We start from the raw sequence: 15,324 nt of genomic DNA, 5'->3' as shown, positions 1-15,324 counted from the left end.
ACCAGACTAAGAGTGCCAATAGCGCGGGGCTTTTTAAAATTTTACTATCCTTCTAGTAACTGTAAAGCTTAGCCTTCAGTCTCTCCGCAGGCCGCCCCACGAGGTATCTCCCGTCGACCATTACGCGTGTACCGTCGGGGAGCTCGAATAAAAAGTATGCCTGGTGCTTTATGACCTTCCTTTTCTTACCGCCGGGCTCGCCTATAAGCAGAGTGTTCTTGGTCTCGTCGAGGACTAACCCCTTTATCCCTATAAGGCTCGGGTTACTAGCCTCGACAACCTCGACCTGAAGCCCGATAAGCTCGTGCCTTAGGATATTGCGAGGAGTGATTTTCATTGTTTTTGAGCCTTCGCGGCCTCCCTCTCCACTGTGAGTATCATTGCTATGGTCCTTCTAGTCTTCCTTATGAGGGAGGGCTTCTCAAGAGAACCTCTAGCGGCCTGTGTTCTTAGTCGGGCCAGCTCCGCCCTGAGCTCTGCTAGCTTCTTCCTCCTGTCCTCTGGGCTCATCTCCCTGATCTCCTTAATCGAGAGTAATCCCTTAGGCATAGGTCTCAACCATGAGGTTTGTCCACTACATATAAAACTTATGTAGAGGTAACGGTCTGGGGCGCTTTTAGCTCGATAGTATCCGGCATCTTGGACGGTCTCATTATCCTGACCTTGACGCCGTACATCCCCAGCTTCAGCAGGACGTGGACTATGGCCTCGTCGACGAGCTCCTCACCGGGTTCACCAGATTTTGGCAGGTATCCTCTCGTGAACCTCTCTGTCCTGTGTCTCTGGCTTGTAAGCTTCCCGCTTATAACGACCTCCGCCCCTCTTGCACCAGCGGCCATAATCCTGTTAAGTGCGATCATCGCTGCTCTGCGGAACCTTACTCCGCGAACTAGTGCCCTTGCTATCCTGTACGCCATTATCTTGGCGTTGAGGTCCTGGTTTGGAACCTCGACAACGTCAACCTGGGGGTTTTCTAGACCGAACTCCTTCTCGAGAACGTCCGCGAGAGCCTTTATATTTGCTCCCCTGCGACCTATAACCATCCCTGGGACGCCGGCATAAATGATGACCTTGGTTCCGATGGGTGTCTTAAAGACCTGCGTGTGTACATAGCTTGCACGGACAAACTGCCTCTGGATGTACTCGTGAAGCATCATGTAACGGATTCCTTGAGATATGGTTTCACGCGTGACCGTCGGCATTTAACCACCTAGACTCTCTCCTCCCCTATGACCTCCACGTGGACAAGTTGGTCGTAGTAGGGAGTAGCCCTTCCAAAGGCCCTGGGAAGATAATTCCTTATCTTGAAGCTTTTATGGGCAGCAGCATGGACTATCCAGAGGTTCTCCACGTCTAACCCCTTGAACTCGGCATTGTTCTCTAGGTTCTCCAGGAGGCCTAGCAGCTTCTTAGCCACCTTGACGGGATACCTCCCAGGACCGCTCACACCCTTCTTGTGCCCTACTTTTCCATTAAACCTCCTGTATGGGACCGGCTTCTTCATGGATGCTACTTCTTCAAGGATTTTTTTAGCCTCGCTTAGCTTCTTACCTTTGATGAGTCTTAGAGTCTCCACTGTAGCCTTGTACGACATGCTGACATCTCGTAGAGACGCTTTAACCGTCTTCACCGGGTCAAGCTCGACACTATAGCGCCATGTAGGCATACTAACCTCAGACCCTACGTGTACAACATAATATAAAGATTTTTTCACGGCCCCTCAGGATTAAGACGGAGAAATACTTTAAAACAAGGTGTGGAAACACTATCTGAGGGGGCCGTAGTCCAGCCTGGTAGGATGCCTGGCACGGCTTTTAAGCCGCGGGACTCGGGATACAGTCCATCGGGAGCCCAGGTGGTCCCGGGTTCAAATCCCGGCGGCCCCATTATCGGCTTGTTTTACTTCCGATATCCCTAGTATATCTTCTCCGCCTCCCATTCCTCGAGGAAGCCTTCAATCCTGCTCCTATACTCTTCGAGCCCCCCCGAGCATTACATCGATATCGTTTAGTGCCTTCCCGTAGTCTAGCAGGACGTTAGGGTATATCCACAGCGAGGCTATACATGTGCAAGACTTGGGCCCCGAAAGCAATGCAGACGTAAACACTACAAACATCGCCCACCTGGCAGGACACAGCCCACCCACACTGATTAAAATCAAAGCCTACACCACAACGCACAGCAAAGCCACAGCAAAAGACTAGAAGCAAAAGCTACGACCACCAGGAGAAAACACTTCAGAAGGGTAACCAGGGGAGCCCCCAGTGGCGCAGGCCGGCCAGCAAAGCTTCCCGAATAAATATGAGAAATAGCGGGCCCGCCGGGACTCGAACCCGGGACCTACGGCTGTCCCCGCTTTTAAGCGTTTTGATACACCGAAGTGCGGCGCTCGTGGAGCGTGGCCGCCGCGCTTCCTGACTGCGCTACGGGCCCCAGCGGCGTCCATTCACCTCCTTTACATCATCTCTCAGTTGTCAACGCTTAGATCATCCGCCGGTTACTAAAGAAAGTAGAAGCTAGAATAAAAAATTGCTGTCAGGCTGATAAGGGTAACATTATTCGAGAGAGATGTAGAAAAATGCAGGGTAAGCCTAGGAGAGTTTGGGTATCAGCGGGCAGTTACGACTATGATTGCGGGCCTTGCCGGGAGCGATTGTTTAGCCTTCTGGGTGTCTGTGGCTTCGTCTTCATATATGACTTCTACTCTTTTACCTATAGCTTCTTCAAAAGCGTGCTGAGCGTCTCGTAGAGCTTTTTCTTCTAGTTCGGGTGTTACAAGCAGGTCTAGAATCTCGCTGTTCTTTATTATGAGCTCTACCAGCCTGCCCGCCTGCTTCTGCAGCTCGGGTGGCATGAGGTGCAGGGCCTCGCGTACCGCCTGTTGGACCTTACCGTGTTTTTGGAAGCTCTCCTTGATTTTCTCAATGAACATGTACTTCCACTTAGCGGGAAGGACTATTCTAAGCTCCTGTATGGTCTCGACCTTAACTATTCTGAGTAGCTCTTGGATATCCTCTAGTACTTTCTGGACTATCTTCTCGGCTCTTTCCACCTCGTCGTTTATCTTGGAAGTGTCTACAGAAGGCCACTTCTCCTGCTGTATAAGCCCTTTCTTTCCTATTTTATCCCATATTTCTTCAGCTATGTGGGGTGTTATGGGGGCGAGTATTAGGGTCTGTTTCTCTATGAATTCCTGGAGGAGCCGTCTGTTTGGAGACCCTCGGCGTTTCAAATACCACTTGAACGAGTTTTGTAGGTTGAAGAAACCGTAAATGATGACGTTTTTCATGTTTAGCCTCTCATACTCTTCCTCTACGGTCTTCAAGGTGCGGTTTAGCACGCTTTCAAACCAGTCGTCGATGAACTTCCATTCTTCGTCGCCTTTACCATAATTCTCGATGGCGAAGCTATACCACTCGTAGAGCAGGTCGACGGCCCTTGAGGCGAATTCAAGCTCGAAGTTTCCATCGTCGAGACCCGTGTTCCCGGCGTAGGCGTTTGCCAGACGTGTAGCGTCGGCACCCCAGTAGTCGAGGGCTTCCCTGAGGAGTATGAAGTTACCCTTAGACTTCGACATTTTTTCGCCGTTGATGTTGATCCAGCCGTTTATCGCTATGCCTCTGGGCCAGTGAGGGGATGGGAAGATGGCTACGTGGTGCATTATGAAGAATACTAGGTGGTTGGGTATCAGATCCTTTCCTGAAACCCTGAGGTCTACGGGGTACCAGTACAGGAACTCTTCACGCATCCTTCTGAGGAGCCCGGCGTCCACTCCGAGCTTCTTGGCTACGGTTTCTGCGTCCCCGATGCCCAGGAAGACATAGTCGTAGAGCGAGCGGTCTATCCGCTGCCAGTCTATGTTGTATAGCTCGGGGTGCTGGAGGTATTTCGAGATAGTGTAGTAAGCCATGTATATCGTGGAGTCGCTTAGAGACTCCAAGACCCACTTCTCATCCCAGGGAAGCGGGGTTCCAAGCTCCCTTTCGTGGGTGCAAGCCCAGTCCTCATACCAGTCTACGAGCCTGTGAAACTCTTCCCTGAGCTCAGCAGGTAGAAATAGCATCGAGTTTATGCACTCATGCGCCTTGGCCTTCCATGAGGGATCGCTGTACCGCAGGAACCACTGGTCCTCAACTATTTTCACGTGTGTACGTGCACCGCACCTGCAGTAGACGGGCCTGGGAAGCGTATAGTGCCTGAACGCGTAGCCGTTCTTGACCAGGAATTCTATAATCTCCTCTTTAACCTCGAAAACCTTACGCCCACCCCACTTCTCGCCGTACACCTCTACCTTGAGAACACCGTTGTAGAACTCCTTCGAGTAGATCTCCCTGGTGGCTTCTTCAAGCTTCGACCTGTCTCCCTGGAACTTGACACCATACTTCCTCACAACTGTCTCTGCAGGATACTCACCGTATCCTTCGATCGAGATAAGGCTGACGGGCTGTACCGCGTCGAGAATCGTCGGGTCAACACCATACCTGTCGAGGAGATGGGGATCCCTTTTCAAGTCTTCTAGAGCCGCCCAGTCGTATGGCGCATGGGCTGGTACAGACATCACTATTCCCGTACCTGACTCTGGATCCACAAAGGATGCTGGGAGTATTGGGATTCGAGCCCCGGTCACCGGGTTTACCGCGAATCTACCCACCAGTTCTTTACCCTTGATCTTCCCCAAAACCTGAACTTTATGCCCCTGATCCTTGAGCTCGGCTATACTGTAGTCTCCCAGGACGAGTTTTTCACCGTCAACCTCCGCTATAACATACTCGGCATCAGGGTTAACCCATACGTTTACAGCGCCGTACACCGTTTCGGGTCTATAGGTGAGACAGGGGTAGGTAAGCCCATCCTCTCCTCTAAACTTTATCACGACAACTTCTTCCGGACCTATCCCTGCATACTCGTCAGGCCTGTCGTGATCGCCGACGACTTTCCCCTCCTTTGGACACCAGACGACCGGGTGGGATCCCTTCGTGATCAGGCCTTTTTCGCGGAGCACGCTGTATTGCCACTGTATAAACTTGTTGTAGGGCGGGTTAAGATACGTGGTGAAGAACTCTCTTCTCCAATCTATAGAGAGACCATACCTGCTGAAGTCCTCCTTAAACCCCTTGGAGAAGAACCTGACCCAGTACTCGGGATCCCTAAACTTAGGGATCTCATCGTCGCTGATGCCCATGGACTTCAAAATGCTTATCTGTTTAGGATCACCCTCCCGAACCCTCAACGCGGCGGCGACGATTGGTCCACCCGTTGCGTGCCAGCCCTGTGCGAACAGCACATTGTAGCCTTTCATCCTCTTGAAACGTGCAAGGATGTCAACCCTGAGCACCGTGTATGCTGTCCCGAGGTGCGGATAGGAGTTTATGTAGGGGTATGGAAAGGTCACAAAGAACTTAGGTCTCGAAGGATCCGGCTCGGCTTCAAAAACCTTAAGCTCTGACCAACGCTTCTGCCATTTCTCCTCTATGCTCTTCAGGAAATTCCTTCTCTCTTTGTTGACTCCGGGAAAGCTGATGCTTCGCGCGTTAGCAATCAGGCTTCACCTCTTGCAAGTTTAAAAAAACAAGTTTTAAAAAGAGTTTTCGCTACTCATGCCCTGGACGACCCCGAGGTAATCGTAAATCTCGCCGCTCCTAACAAGCTCCTCATATATTTTCCAGATTCTCTTAGGTGTTACGAGTCCCGCGTAGAACCCTTTCTCTTCTAGGCTCTCGCGTACACGCTCAACGAACTCGTCTGGTTTAATAAGAGGATCCTTTGCTAGAACCTCTAGTACCGCACCGCGTATATCGTTATTGTGAGGATATGGTTTCTTCACAAGTTGTTAAGGCTCCCAGCAATATTTATTTGCATACTTCTTCCGTTATTATTGGATATAGGTCATGGGTTTACTCGAAGACCTGCACAACTGGCTTCATTCTCTCATGAAGATCCCCTCGCTTGGGAACCTGGTACCGGGCGTGGCGAGGCGGTACATGGCGGTAAACCTGTATGATGGCTCGCTCCTGGCGCTTGGCGTAATAGTGAGCTCCCTACTAATTAACTTGCCCCCGAGCAAGACTGTTCTCAACGGACTGGTATTGGGTTTTTCGTCGGCCGTCTCAGGGTTTATGGGGGCATTCCTGGTCGAGCGGGCTGAGCTCGCACGTGAACTAAGGGAGCTTGAAAAGCATCTCTTTATCCGGCTTGGGAGAAGACAGGTCTACGTCGCGGGAATCTTTCTGAGCACTGTAAACGCAGCTAGCACATCAACACCTATTTTCCTTTCCCTAGTACCTTTCGCGTTATGCGAGCGGGGACTCCTCCCCATGCAGGCCGCAAGCGTCTCTGCCCTCGTCCTCGTTCTTCTCCTGCTTCTCGGCCTTGGCTACACACTGGGTAAGAGTGCCAGGGAAAACCCATTAAAATATGGATTGCTTGCGCTAGCCTCCGGTCTCCTGATCATAATGCTGGAGCTCGTCTTAGGCAAAGACTAGTTTTAATAATAGCTTATTCGTTAATTTTATCCTGTACTATGAGTGCTCGCATAACCCGCCTTTTGATAGACGCGTTGAAGCCACGGGACGTTAGTGTAGTTGAGATCGCCCGCACACTCATTAATCTCGACTCAGTGGCACGCGTAGAGATAAACGTGGCTGAGGTAGACGTCAAGACTGAGACGCTTAAGATAAGCCTGGAGGGATCACATCTAGACATACGGGAGATCGAGGCCGCTCTTGAAAAGTACGCGACCGTGATCAGGAGTATCGATTTCGTGGCAGCTGAGAAATAGGTGTTTATCTTGAGCGTCTTAGACCTTTATTTCTCCCCGCCTAGCCAGCCTCTCTTCGGCAGACATGGAAGGGGCCATGAACCCCTCGTGGTTTTCGGGATTCCCTTCGACAGCGCAGCGACGAGGATCCCTGGTCAAAGGTTCGCACCCAGGAGGATACGAGAGGTCTCGGTGGAGCTCGAGACTTTTTCCCCGGAGCTCAACATGTATGTCGAGGAGCTTGAATACTTTGATGCTGGGGACCTCCCGCTCACGACAGAATTCTCGGTTTTAAGAGACATAGTCTCTAAGACCGTACGTGAGTTTATAGAAACAGGTAAAACCCCTCTGGCGCTTGGCGGAGACCACCTGGTAAGCTACCCGTTAATCTCGGAGATCGCGTTTAACCTGGATGAACTTCTAGTAGTTGTCTTCGACGCGCACATGGACTTACGCGACGAGTACCCTCTAGGCACGCGTTTTTCCCATGCAACGGTGATGAGAAGACTCCTCGAGAATAACGAGAAAATATCTATAGCATACTTCAAGCCGCGGGGGTTCTCGCGCGAGGAATACGAGCTCGCGAGGACTGAAAAAAGGATATTTATCGTGGAGGACATTCAACGGCTTGAACAGCTACTTGGCTCCTATAGGAATATCTACGTCTCCCTGGACATAGACGCTCTAGACCCAGCTTTCGCCCCTGGAACAGGTACACCTGAGCCCATGGGACTTACCCCTCACGGGGTTGTAGAGGCGCTACGCGTGATCGCGGGCCAGGCTAGATCTCTTGTTGGATTTGACCTGGTCGAGGTCAACCCTATGGTCGACTGCAACGATATAACCTCTCTGCTGGCTGGCAAGCTTGTAATGGAGTTATTGTTTTCGTTAAAGGAGAAGGAGAAGGATGGGAAGGCTCAGCAAAGCCAACATGGCGAGTAACAACCCATCACGGACGTTCAGCCTTGTAACCCTTGAGAGGCCTTTGAGTTTCGAGCCATCCATGAAAAGCGCGTTAACTGGGACAACCCTGTAGGATACTCTACACTCTTTCAGGTTCTGGGATGCTTCCAGTAGACAGTCCCTTATATTCCTTAATATCTGCTCTTTGTTCAGTGAACCCACCGGGTAGTAGTCCACGCCTTGGAAGAGTCCTGTCATGACATGTGTATCCGTTGTAGCCAAGAGAAGGTAATCTAATCCCGAGGCAAGCTCCCGGTTGACAAGCGCCTTGAATACTGGATCCATATTGTTGCCATCTACGCTCACTATGGCGAGCTTCTTGTCGTCTATTGAGAAGACTGCGCAGGATATCCCGCCCTTCCCAACACTAAGTTTGTCACTGTACTTGACCCGTGCAAGCCCGGCCTTTAGAACCCCCTCGGCTCTCACATCCCGTAGAGACTCCAGGATAGTTTGCTTAACGTCGAGATGGAGTTCAGGGTTTTCCTGTGGGTCTTCAGGCAGCTGGATAAAGTTGTCGTCGATCATGTTGTGGAGATCCGCAACAACTACATGATCTTCTTCGAACTCCTCACGGAGGGTTGCTGGTAAGTCCTCCATGGATACTTGGGGATCGAGGAGGCATAGAGAAACCCCATTGGAAAACCTTAAAGATATACTCCTGACAAGCTTTCCGTCAGCTACCCCTAGGGTAGCCGAGCCGGTCTGCTCAGCCCTACTGGTCTCGCCGCAGACTTTCTCTGCTACTTTCTCGACGTCTCTACTCAAAGCCAGGTTCTCCCCATGTCCCGCAGGGGCTTTCAAGAAGAGTGCAGAGTGACATTTCTCGAGTATGGCTTCAGGGAGAGTGCTGCTCCCAAGGGTTCGGAGTGGGCCGGGATGAACGCCTGATACAACTATCCTGCCTAGGAGAACGCCATCACTGTAGAGCTCGAATACGTGTATTGGAACTGTCTTCTTAACAGCAGCTGCACTGAGACACTCTTCCACCTCCTTCTTCTCACCAGCCAACGTGTACCTGAGAAACGATCTAAGATACTTTAGTCCACCCACTCCTGCTACAAGCTTCACCCTCCTGTTGATGTTGTAGAGGATGGGAAATGCCACTGTAATGTACACGGCTACCGGTATGATGACATAGAGTAGAAACTGGTGTTGCAGAAAGTAAATCGTTGAAAGGTAAGCTGCAAGGAATGATGCTAGTGCGGTTCTCCTTGCTATTGCAAGAAAAACCAAGAAGGAGAGAAGCACGAAGGGTATCGTGGCGAGCAGGAGCTGTTTACCGAGAAGTATGACTGGAAACAGAAATACAAGATATATTGAGTAAAGCCCGAGTAAACGCTTCAGGGTAAGCACTCTTCTATCAATAATGAAGGTAACCGTGAACGGGATGGCAATCGACGCCAAGGCGACGAGCAAACTGTTTAACTCGTAGCCCTTTAGAAGCCCGAGAAAGATAGCTACAAGTAATAATAGTATATTGTATAACAACACCAGCCAGAGGCTTGGAAGACTGAAGAGCCACCTGTAGCTTTTCCTGAAGCCCTCGTACCTATCATCAACCACGCACCCCTAGGACAAAGATTAATTAAAAACCTTTACCGCTACTCGACGAAGAATAGTGTCCTCCGCCTGCACAAGAAGCACCGATATTAGTGTGGCGTTTGTCGAGCCACTCTACGAGCAGAACATAGGTTATCTTGCGCGCTGCATGAAGAACTTCTGCTTGTACAACCTGGTCCTCGTTAAACCGCGGTGTAGTGTTGGCTTGGACGCTAAGCGTTACGCCATGCATGCGGCTGACATTGTGGAGAAGGCAAGGATCCTCGAGTCTTTCCACGAGGTTGTCAGGGAGTTCGACATGGTAGTGTGCACTTCAGGGGTGAAAGGGGACAGGGTGCTTCGCAGATACGTCTCGCCTCGCGACGCTGCCAGGATTATCGCGGAGAGTAGTGGAAGGAAGGTCATAGTCATAGGAAGAGAGGACTGGGGGTTGTCCAACGAGGAGCTGTCTCAGTGCGACCTGCTTGTAACCATAGAGGCTAACCCGGATTATCCCTCTCTCAACGCCTCTCATGCCGCTGTAATCATGTTCTATGAGATTTTCAACGCTTTGAACGAGGTAAGATCACCGAGTATTGAGAGACCTAGACGTGAAGAGATAGACAAGCTTCTCGAATTTATTGATCTCTTGGGCCGGGAGCTAGGCTATGGAGAGGAAAGAAGGCAGAGGAGTAAGATTATCATGCGTAGAGTTATAACTGAGGGAAGGGTTTCGGCAATAGATCTGAGGGTCTTGTTAAGCTATTTAGGAGACTCGTACCGGTTCATAAGAGATAGATGTAAAGCCAGTAGCCGGGATGAAGGGCAGAAATGATGTGGTGTGACGGTGTGCAGGCGGCAGAGAACGTGTCGATGAGGGGGAAGATTTATAACAGAATTGTGCAGGCTATAAGCGAGCACACTGGTGATGTAGATGCCACTTAGGCCGGGCAAATGCTATAGACACTTTGGGACACCCCCTTACACTAGGCTGGAGTATATTAAGAGCAATCCTCCGGTGCTTATACCAAAGTTTGATCTAGGCAACGCCAAGGGCTCGTTTAACACTACCCTTAAACTTATGGTCCTGAAGCCAGGACAGATACGGGCAAACGCCCTTGAGGCGGCTAGGCAGCACGTCAACAAGTATCTTTCAGCGAAGGTGGGTGACGCCAACTACTTTCTACGCATAGCTGTTTATCCACACCATATACTACGCGAGAACAAAATGATGGCCATGGCTGGAGCAGACAGGCTTCAGGACGGTATGCGTCTCTCCTTTGGCACACCTGTCGGGCGCGCGGCAAGAGTAGAGACTAACCAGCCCATAATAATCGTAAAGATAGATGCGAAGAACGTGGAGCATGCAAAGGAGGCCCTGCGTAGAGCCGCGTCAAAAATCCCCCTTCCAACGCGTATCGTCGTGGAGCAGGCGAGCTAGTTGGGGGTCGCTGGTGAACAGTGTTGCAAGAACTACATAAGAAGCGAGTTGAGGTAGCCATCAATATTTGGGGTGAAATTCTTTCAGGTGCTTTTACCGATAGACGAGAACTTGCGGAGTATCTTCGCGAGATTTACAAGGAGAATAACCTTGAGCCGATACGCGGGAAGACAAAAATAGATATATACGACAAGGAGTTGGCTACCGTCTACCTTGTCGGGAAGTTCGGTCTCGGATTAGAGGAGGAGTTCGATAAATTCTCAGATCTCTTCAACATCGAAATACATAGTGAGAAGGTGATTCAGAAGATTCAGAGCGGGGAAAGCCCTAAGACCGCGATGAAGGAGGTTTTCGGCTCCTTTGATGAGAACATGGTGTTCCGCGTGCTGAGGCTGGCGATGACAGCAGTCCTACTCGGCTTTATGAGTGAGGATACATTCATAAACATTCTTTTCGAGTTTGAGAAAGATTTCCCTGAACTTGAAAAGAACTTTCAAGGATTCAAGAGGTTCTATATAGCGTACCGTATTGCAGAGGAGATAGCTGCTGGTAGAGTAAGAAACAGGATTGAGAAGGAGACGCTTAAACATGCTATGTGTGTTCGTCTAAATGCGGAGAAAGCAGCTCCACCCGACTGGTTTATAAGGGAGATTGCCGTGGAGGCTCTCAGGATCCCCGAGAGAAAGGTTAACTTTGCGTTGAGTCTGTCCGAGTAGATTCAACAAGATTTATATAAGACGCTACTCCTAAGGGGGTAGGATAATCCATGCCTAAAAAGAGGAAAAGTCGTGGACGTCACAAGGGAGGTAAAGGAAAAGAGGATCTAGTTCAGTGCGACGAGTGTGGAGCACTTATACCAAGGTCTAAGGCCGTAAAGATAACGAAGCCTGTGGTTGCGGTTGATCCCCAGCTTGTGAAGGAGCTCAGAGACAAGGGCGCTATTATTCCTCAGTATACTGTAACCAAGTACCTCTGCTTGCGCTGCGCCATTCACCGCGGCATAATAAAGATTAGGCCTGAAGATGAGCGTAAGAAGGAAAATATTAAATGGAACTTCTTCTAGGCGGGAAGCTTCCCAAACGAGTATTTGTACTCTTTTCGAACACTGGCGTCACTGCACCTAGCTTTTCCGAGAAAGACTATACGACTGCCGGAGGCAGGATGGACGTCGTCGCGCGCAGCGCAATCTACGCATTGTGGGACTTAAAGGATACAATTCGAGAGGATTCATACTTTATAGCTGTGCTTAATGGCCCACCAGACCCCCCTCTAACCCTCTTGTTTGAACCATTCCCCGTAGTTCCGAGTGAGACGACGATCATTAAGGAAATATTGAGGGGGATTCAGGGGCTCTCCCGGGCTGTAAAGGCACAGCGAGCCGGGATATTTGAAGTCGTTCAGTGGCTTAGAAGGAATGGCTACAAAGTTGTATTACTGGTCGAGGACGGCGTGGACATAAGTAGGATTACCATTAGTCCTGGCGAGAAGTACGCGTTCATACTAGGTGACCAGATAGGCTTCCCCGCGGATGTCGTTAGAGAGCTCAGGAGAAAAGCTCACTTCACCGTTAGTCTCGGGACAACATCGTATCTAGCCAGCCACTGTATCGCCTTTGTAAACGAGTGGCTTGACAGCTTGAAGATATAGATCACGCCAAGACTACTCGGTTGTCCACCTCCTCGAGCGTCCATTTATCGAGCCTCTCCCTCTTCACGTAGAATAGCTGTGGCTTAACCATGCCGGAAAGGTCTCTCGAATAGCATCGAGGGCACCGCGAAGCCCTGGAGGGTATCACGTGTCCACACGTGTTACAGACGTGTAGCCCCGTGAGGGTTATCGTAAACTGTTTGAGACCCTTTCTTTGGGCAAGCATGAAAATCTCCTTGAGACGCGTCCCGGTGAGCGACACAGTCCTGATGTCGAGTATGCTTATGGAGTCTCTGAGAATCCCTTGTAGGCTCGACTCCAGCTCAAGCAGGTTCTCCGCGGTTCTAAGCTTTCGATTAAATGAAAATGGGCTTAACGGGTTAATGTTTAGATGGTTGTTGTGTTTGTAGTGAAATGCCGTTAAGAAGGAGAGGTAGGGTACCGGAGTATAGAAGGTTGAGAACATCGGGACGTCGTCAGCCGTCGAATGGTTTATTGTCTCTTCCAACAGCTCAGAGGCATAACTTAAGACAAGGCGTTTATAGCTTTTAGGGTCGTCGAACGTCTGTGAGAACACAGGCATGTGCAGTAGTAAACCGGCTTCAAGACCCGCGAATGTTAGGTGAAAGGTATAGCTAGGCTCCCGCGACAAGTCCAACTCTATAACCCTGGTGATCCTCATTGCAAGCTTCTTATAGCTCGAAACGATGCGCTCTAATGGGGAGAACGCCGCCGCTATAAAGTCTCGGGGGTCGCTTAGAACCCTTTTCCTGTCTAGAACAAATGGCATGTTAAAACTAGCTGCGCCAAAGTGTATAGTAGGCGTATCGTCGTCTTTGAAGGCGTATAATCTTCCTGAGGGGAATATGTTTCCCGACGAGAAAACCACTTGCAAACCACTGTTTATTAGACGGGTTAGCAGCAGGATCATCTTTTCGGACACATGTTCCCATCCTTTAAAAACAAGGATAATGTTTCCTAGGGGTAAACGCGTCTCTATAGTTGACAGAATACTGCCGGTAAGCTCACCTGTCTGAGAGATATCCATAAGCAGTGTCGCAGAGCCGCTTGGACTAGCGGCCAGTAACAGATCTAGCAGATAATTAATCTCTCCTCCCGTCTCTGGCGATATCTTTAGAACTATTTCGGGGAAGAGCTCTGCGTTCTTTAATATTTTTTTCAACTGCTCACTGTTAGGCGAGGGAAGAAAAATAGAGGAAGCACCTCTCTCCCATTCTGAGTCGAATAGGATAAGGTTTGACCTGACGAGATCCCATAACCCAGCCTCTGAAAGAATACTCACAGCTTGTTCTGTGATCTCGCGTCCCATGAGGCCGAGAACATTACCCTGGAGCTTAAGGGGACATCTTAGCCTGGCAGCGTATACCTCCGCCATAGAGTTCACGGTGGACTGAGGGACCCCCTCATCGCTTCCTATAGCCTCTTTGACCTCCTTGACAACTTCGCTGAGAAGCCTCTTCCTGCAAGAGACTGTGCTTGATGAGAGGATTAAGTCCAGGTACTCTTCCAATGGTACGGAAAAACCGTAAGTGGTGTATACTTGAACATCTTGTGCTGATATTACATCCATGTTTTTTATCAGGTAGAGTATTTTTCTTCCCAGTGATGTTGTCTTGTAGACTTCGTTTTTGTGCTCGACTAGCCCTGCAGCCTCTAACTTCTTGAGGTGGTGCGCAAGCGCGGCCTGCGTTACCCCAAGTGCTTCTGCAATTTCCCCGTAACGCCTCGGGTTTTGCTCGAGGAACTCAAGTATCATTATTCTGTGCGGGTTCGCAACGGCTGATAGGATTGTGGCAAGTCCTCGTAGCCGTCTACTGCTGGCCATGTCCTTCGACATCAATGATACCTTTATTACCACACATACCGAAACTAAAATGTTCAATGCCCGTGGAGCCTCGCAGGAAGTACAATGTATTTCTATTGAAATATGAAGGGAGTTCAAGTCATGTTAAGTGTTCAACTAATGGACTAAGAAGATGTTCTGTCTGAGTGTGAGCGTCCCTCCACTTTACCGTAACTATGGAGAGTTTAGCTCCAAGGTTATACTGACGATCCTTGAGATGATCAGACATACTAGGGGTGGAATGATAACTTTCAACACGAAGAAGATAGCTGTGTTGGCAGGCATAGACACTCACCCAGTCGTGCTTACACTGATTAAAGACGTTCTAGAGAGGCTGAAAGAGCGGGAATACATAAACGAAGTAGGCAAATCCAAGCATGGCGTGAAGTACTCGGTCACACGGGACAGCCCTCTCTGGGCTCTCGCCAAAAACTATGACAAGGTTACTCTGAGGAGCCTCGAAGACCTTGACGAGATAATAAGAAAATTTGTGCTGAGGGTTGCAGCTTAAGGCTCTCGAGTATTAATCCTTATTTTTTGCACCTTATGATATTAGAGATGGTTTAGGTGAATAGGGATCAGCTAGCTAGGTTGCTTGAGATCGCTAAGTCCCTAGCGATGTTTGAGGGCCTCCAGCCACCTGATCTTATAACCGTTAAAATCGACAAGAAAATTCCGCACGGAAACACTGTCACAGAAGGGCTTGTTGTCGACGAGTACACAAATATCTTGTATATAGAAGATACAACTATAGATAACCTGGTTTACAGGATACTAGCAGGCATCTTTTACCTGTCGATATGGAATACTTACATGGCTAAGTCTCCCGGGAAGGCTTGCGAGCTAGCTAGGAAGCACTTTTTCAAGACACTCATCAGGATTACAGGAGGAAGTAGATGAGAATACTCGCCGCCGACTGTGGCCTGGAGCCTGTTTATAAGGCACTGTTCAAGCTCGCATCAGAGGTTTTGGACCTTAGAGGGGCTCGTATTGCTTAGCCCTCGCCGTAAGATTATCGAGAAATGCTCGGAGAAATTAACCCAACCAGAGGCGTTAAGATTCAGGAGGGGGCCTAAGAAGCTGGACCCTGACATTTAACAAAGTGTAAGC

The 15,324-nt window shown here is 49.8% G+C and carries 19 protein-coding genes and 2 tRNA genes; 11 read left to right on the top strand and 10 right to left on the bottom strand.

Annotated elements, in window-relative coordinates:
* Nucleotides 1-52: 52 nt before the first annotated feature.
* The 4 genes from rnp1 to MA03_RS07395 are packed head-to-tail and all read right to left on the bottom strand — an operon-like array spanning nt 53 to nt 1,666.
* Complete coding sequence (rnp1, locus tag MA03_RS07410; RefSeq protein WP_052884641.1) at nt 53-337, bottom strand: ribonuclease P protein component 1; 285 nt, start codon at nt 335-337, stop codon at nt 53-55.
* A complete protein-coding gene (gene rpmC / locus MA03_RS07405) occupies nt 334-549 on the bottom strand; it encodes a 50S ribosomal protein L29 (protein WP_052884640.1) in 216 nt (71 codons plus the stop codon). Before rpmC ends, rnp1 begins: the two co-directional genes overlap by 4 nt.
* Before the next feature lie 38 nt (nt 550-587).
* Nucleotides 588-1,202, bottom strand: coding sequence for a 30S ribosomal protein S3 (locus MA03_RS07400; RefSeq protein ID WP_052884639.1), 615 nt, complete (start codon nt 1,200-1,202; stop codon nt 588-590).
* A gap of 8 nt (nt 1,203-1,210) precedes the next feature.
* Nucleotides 1,211-1,666, bottom strand: a complete 456-nt coding sequence (locus tag MA03_RS07395; protein ID WP_052884943.1) for a 50S ribosomal protein L22 — start codon at nt 1,664-1,666, stop codon at nt 1,211-1,213.
* 108 nt (nt 1,667-1,774) lie between these two features.
* Here MA03_RS07395 and MA03_RS07390 point away from each other — a divergent pair.
* A tRNA-Pro gene (locus MA03_RS07390) sits at nt 1,775-1,886 on the top strand.
* Nucleotides 1,887-1,966: 80 nt separating this feature from the next.
* On the opposite strand, the gene MA03_RS08810 is transcribed toward MA03_RS07390, so the two are convergent.
* The 4 genes from MA03_RS08810 to MA03_RS07375 all read right to left on the bottom strand — a co-directional run bounded on the left by MA03_RS08810 (nt 1,967) and on the right by MA03_RS07375 (nt 5,824).
* Nucleotides 1,967-2,161: a hypothetical protein gene (locus tag MA03_RS08810; protein WP_191118532.1), complete on the bottom strand. Its 195-nt coding sequence runs from the start codon at nt 2,159-2,161 to the stop codon at nt 1,967-1,969.
* Between the two features lie 151 nt (nt 2,162-2,312).
* A tRNA-Arg gene (locus MA03_RS07385) sits at nt 2,313-2,433 on the bottom strand.
* 175 nt (nt 2,434-2,608) lie between these two features.
* Nucleotides 2,609-5,482, bottom strand: coding sequence for a leucine--tRNA ligase (gene leuS, locus MA03_RS07380; RefSeq protein ID WP_350339225.1), 2,874 nt, complete (start codon nt 5,480-5,482; stop codon nt 2,609-2,611).
* Between the two features lie 93 nt (nt 5,483-5,575).
* The gene (locus tag MA03_RS07375) at nt 5,576-5,824 is read right to left on the bottom strand and encodes a hypothetical protein (RefSeq protein WP_052884637.1); all 249 of its coding nucleotides are present in this window, start codon (nt 5,822-5,824) and stop codon (nt 5,576-5,578) included.
* A gap of 64 nt (nt 5,825-5,888) precedes the next feature.
* Between MA03_RS07375 and MA03_RS07370 the strand changes: the two genes are divergently transcribed.
* From MA03_RS07370 to speB, 3 genes are read left to right on the top strand one after another with little or no spacing between them, the layout of a single operon-like run.
* Complete coding sequence (locus MA03_RS07370) at nt 5,889-6,482, top strand: hypothetical protein (RefSeq protein ID WP_052884636.1); 594 nt, start codon at nt 5,889-5,891, stop codon at nt 6,480-6,482.
* A gap of 38 nt (nt 6,483-6,520) precedes the next feature.
* Nucleotides 6,521-6,778 carry a DUF211 domain-containing protein gene (locus tag MA03_RS07365; protein ID WP_052884635.1) on the top strand — a complete coding sequence of 86 codons (258 nt, stop codon included), beginning with the start codon at nt 6,521-6,523 and terminating at the stop codon, nt 6,776-6,778.
* Between the two features lie 9 nt (nt 6,779-6,787).
* On the top strand, nt 6,788-7,699 hold the full coding sequence (gene speB, locus MA03_RS07360; protein WP_191118531.1) for an agmatinase: 912 nt from the start codon (nt 6,788-6,790) through the stop codon (nt 7,697-7,699).
* Here the strand turns inward: speB and MA03_RS07355 are convergent.
* The gene (locus MA03_RS07355; RefSeq protein ID WP_052884633.1) at nt 7,646-9,286 is read right to left on the bottom strand and encodes a DUF2070 family protein; all 1,641 of its coding nucleotides are present in this window, start codon (nt 9,284-9,286) and stop codon (nt 7,646-7,648) included. The two genes, speB and MA03_RS07355, sit on opposite strands and share 54 nt — an antisense overlap.
* 55 nt (nt 9,287-9,341) lie before the next feature.
* Between MA03_RS07355 and MA03_RS07350 the strand changes: the two genes are divergently transcribed.
* The 5 genes from MA03_RS07350 (at nt 9,342) to MA03_RS07330 (ending at nt 12,350) form a co-directional block, all read left to right on the top strand.
* Entirely contained in the window at nt 9,342-10,097 is a 756-nt protein-coding gene (locus MA03_RS07350; RefSeq protein ID WP_052884632.1) for an RNA methyltransferase, read from the top strand.
* Between the two features lie 99 nt (nt 10,098-10,196).
* A complete protein-coding gene (locus MA03_RS07345) occupies nt 10,197-10,703 on the top strand; it encodes a 50S ribosomal protein L16 (RefSeq protein WP_052884631.1) in 507 nt (168 codons plus the stop codon).
* Between the two features lie 23 nt (nt 10,704-10,726).
* A complete protein-coding gene (locus MA03_RS07340) occupies nt 10,727-11,419 on the top strand; it encodes a DUF2192 domain-containing protein (protein ID WP_191118530.1) in 693 nt (230 codons plus the stop codon).
* A 50-nt stretch (nt 11,420-11,469) separates the two neighbouring features.
* A complete protein-coding gene (locus tag MA03_RS07335) occupies nt 11,470-11,766 on the top strand; it encodes a 30S ribosomal protein S26e (RefSeq protein WP_052884629.1) in 297 nt (98 codons plus the stop codon).
* Nucleotides 11,751-12,350, top strand: a complete 600-nt coding sequence (locus MA03_RS07330; protein WP_052884628.1) for an RNA methyltransferase — start codon at nt 11,751-11,753, stop codon at nt 12,348-12,350. Before MA03_RS07335 ends, MA03_RS07330 begins: the two co-directional genes overlap by 16 nt.
* A gap of 1 nt (nt 12,351) precedes the next feature.
* On the opposite strand, the gene MA03_RS07325 is transcribed toward MA03_RS07330, so the two are convergent.
* Complete coding sequence (locus tag MA03_RS07325) at nt 12,352-14,208, bottom strand: ArsR/SmtB family transcription factor (RefSeq protein WP_052884627.1); 1,857 nt, start codon at nt 14,206-14,208, stop codon at nt 12,352-12,354.
* 139 nt (nt 14,209-14,347) lie between these two features.
* On the opposite strand from MA03_RS07325, the gene MA03_RS07320 reads away from it, so the two are divergent.
* Nucleotides 14,348-14,725, top strand: a complete 378-nt coding sequence (locus tag MA03_RS07320; RefSeq protein WP_052884626.1) for a hypothetical protein — start codon at nt 14,348-14,350, stop codon at nt 14,723-14,725.
* 56 nt (nt 14,726-14,781) lie between these two features.
* The gene (locus MA03_RS07315; protein ID WP_052884625.1) at nt 14,782-15,114 is read left to right on the top strand and encodes a hypothetical protein; all 333 of its coding nucleotides are present in this window, start codon (nt 14,782-14,784) and stop codon (nt 15,112-15,114) included.
* The last annotated feature ends 210 nt before the right edge of the window (nt 15,115-15,324 follow it).

The organism is Thermofilum uzonense (assembly GCF_000993805.1).
GTDB lineage: Archaea > Thermoproteota > Thermoprotei > Thermofilales > Thermofilaceae > Thermofilum > Thermofilum uzonense.
This window is presented reverse-complemented; position numbering and strand designations above follow the sequence as displayed.

Excerpts from the sequence above, each read along its gene's own strand:
- rnp1 (WP_052884641.1), bottom strand. The coding sequence starts at position 337 with ATGAAAATCACTCCTCGCAATATCCTAAGGCACGAGCTTATCGGGCTT.
- rpmC (WP_052884640.1), bottom strand. The coding sequence starts at position 549 with ATGCCTAAGGGATTACTCTCGATTAAGGAGATCAGGGAGATGAGCCCA.
- MA03_RS07400 (WP_052884639.1), bottom strand. The coding sequence starts at position 1,202 with ATGCCGACGGTCACGCGTGAAACCATATCTCAAGGAATCCGTTACATG.
- MA03_RS07395 (WP_052884943.1), bottom strand. The coding sequence starts at position 1,666 with ATGCCTACATGGCGCTATAGTGTCGAGCTTGACCCGGTGAAGACGGTT.
- MA03_RS07370 (WP_052884636.1), top strand. The coding sequence starts at position 5,889 with ATGGGTTTACTCGAAGACCTGCACAACTGGCTTCATTCTCTCATGAAG.
- MA03_RS07365 (WP_052884635.1), top strand. The coding sequence starts at position 6,521 with ATGAGTGCTCGCATAACCCGCCTTTTGATAGACGCGTTGAAGCCACGG.
- MA03_RS07345 (WP_052884631.1), top strand. The coding sequence starts at position 10,197 with ATGCCACTTAGGCCGGGCAAATGCTATAGACACTTTGGGACACCCCCT.
- MA03_RS07335 (WP_052884629.1), top strand. The coding sequence starts at position 11,470 with ATGCCTAAAAAGAGGAAAAGTCGTGGACGTCACAAGGGAGGTAAAGGA.
- MA03_RS07330 (WP_052884628.1), top strand. The coding sequence starts at position 11,751 with ATGGAACTTCTTCTAGGCGGGAAGCTTCCCAAACGAGTATTTGTACTC.
- MA03_RS07325 (WP_052884627.1), bottom strand. The coding sequence starts at position 14,208 with ATGTCGAAGGACATGGCCAGCAGTAGACGGCTACGAGGACTTGCCACA.
- MA03_RS07320 (WP_052884626.1), top strand. The coding sequence starts at position 14,348 with ATGTTCTGTCTGAGTGTGAGCGTCCCTCCACTTTACCGTAACTATGGA.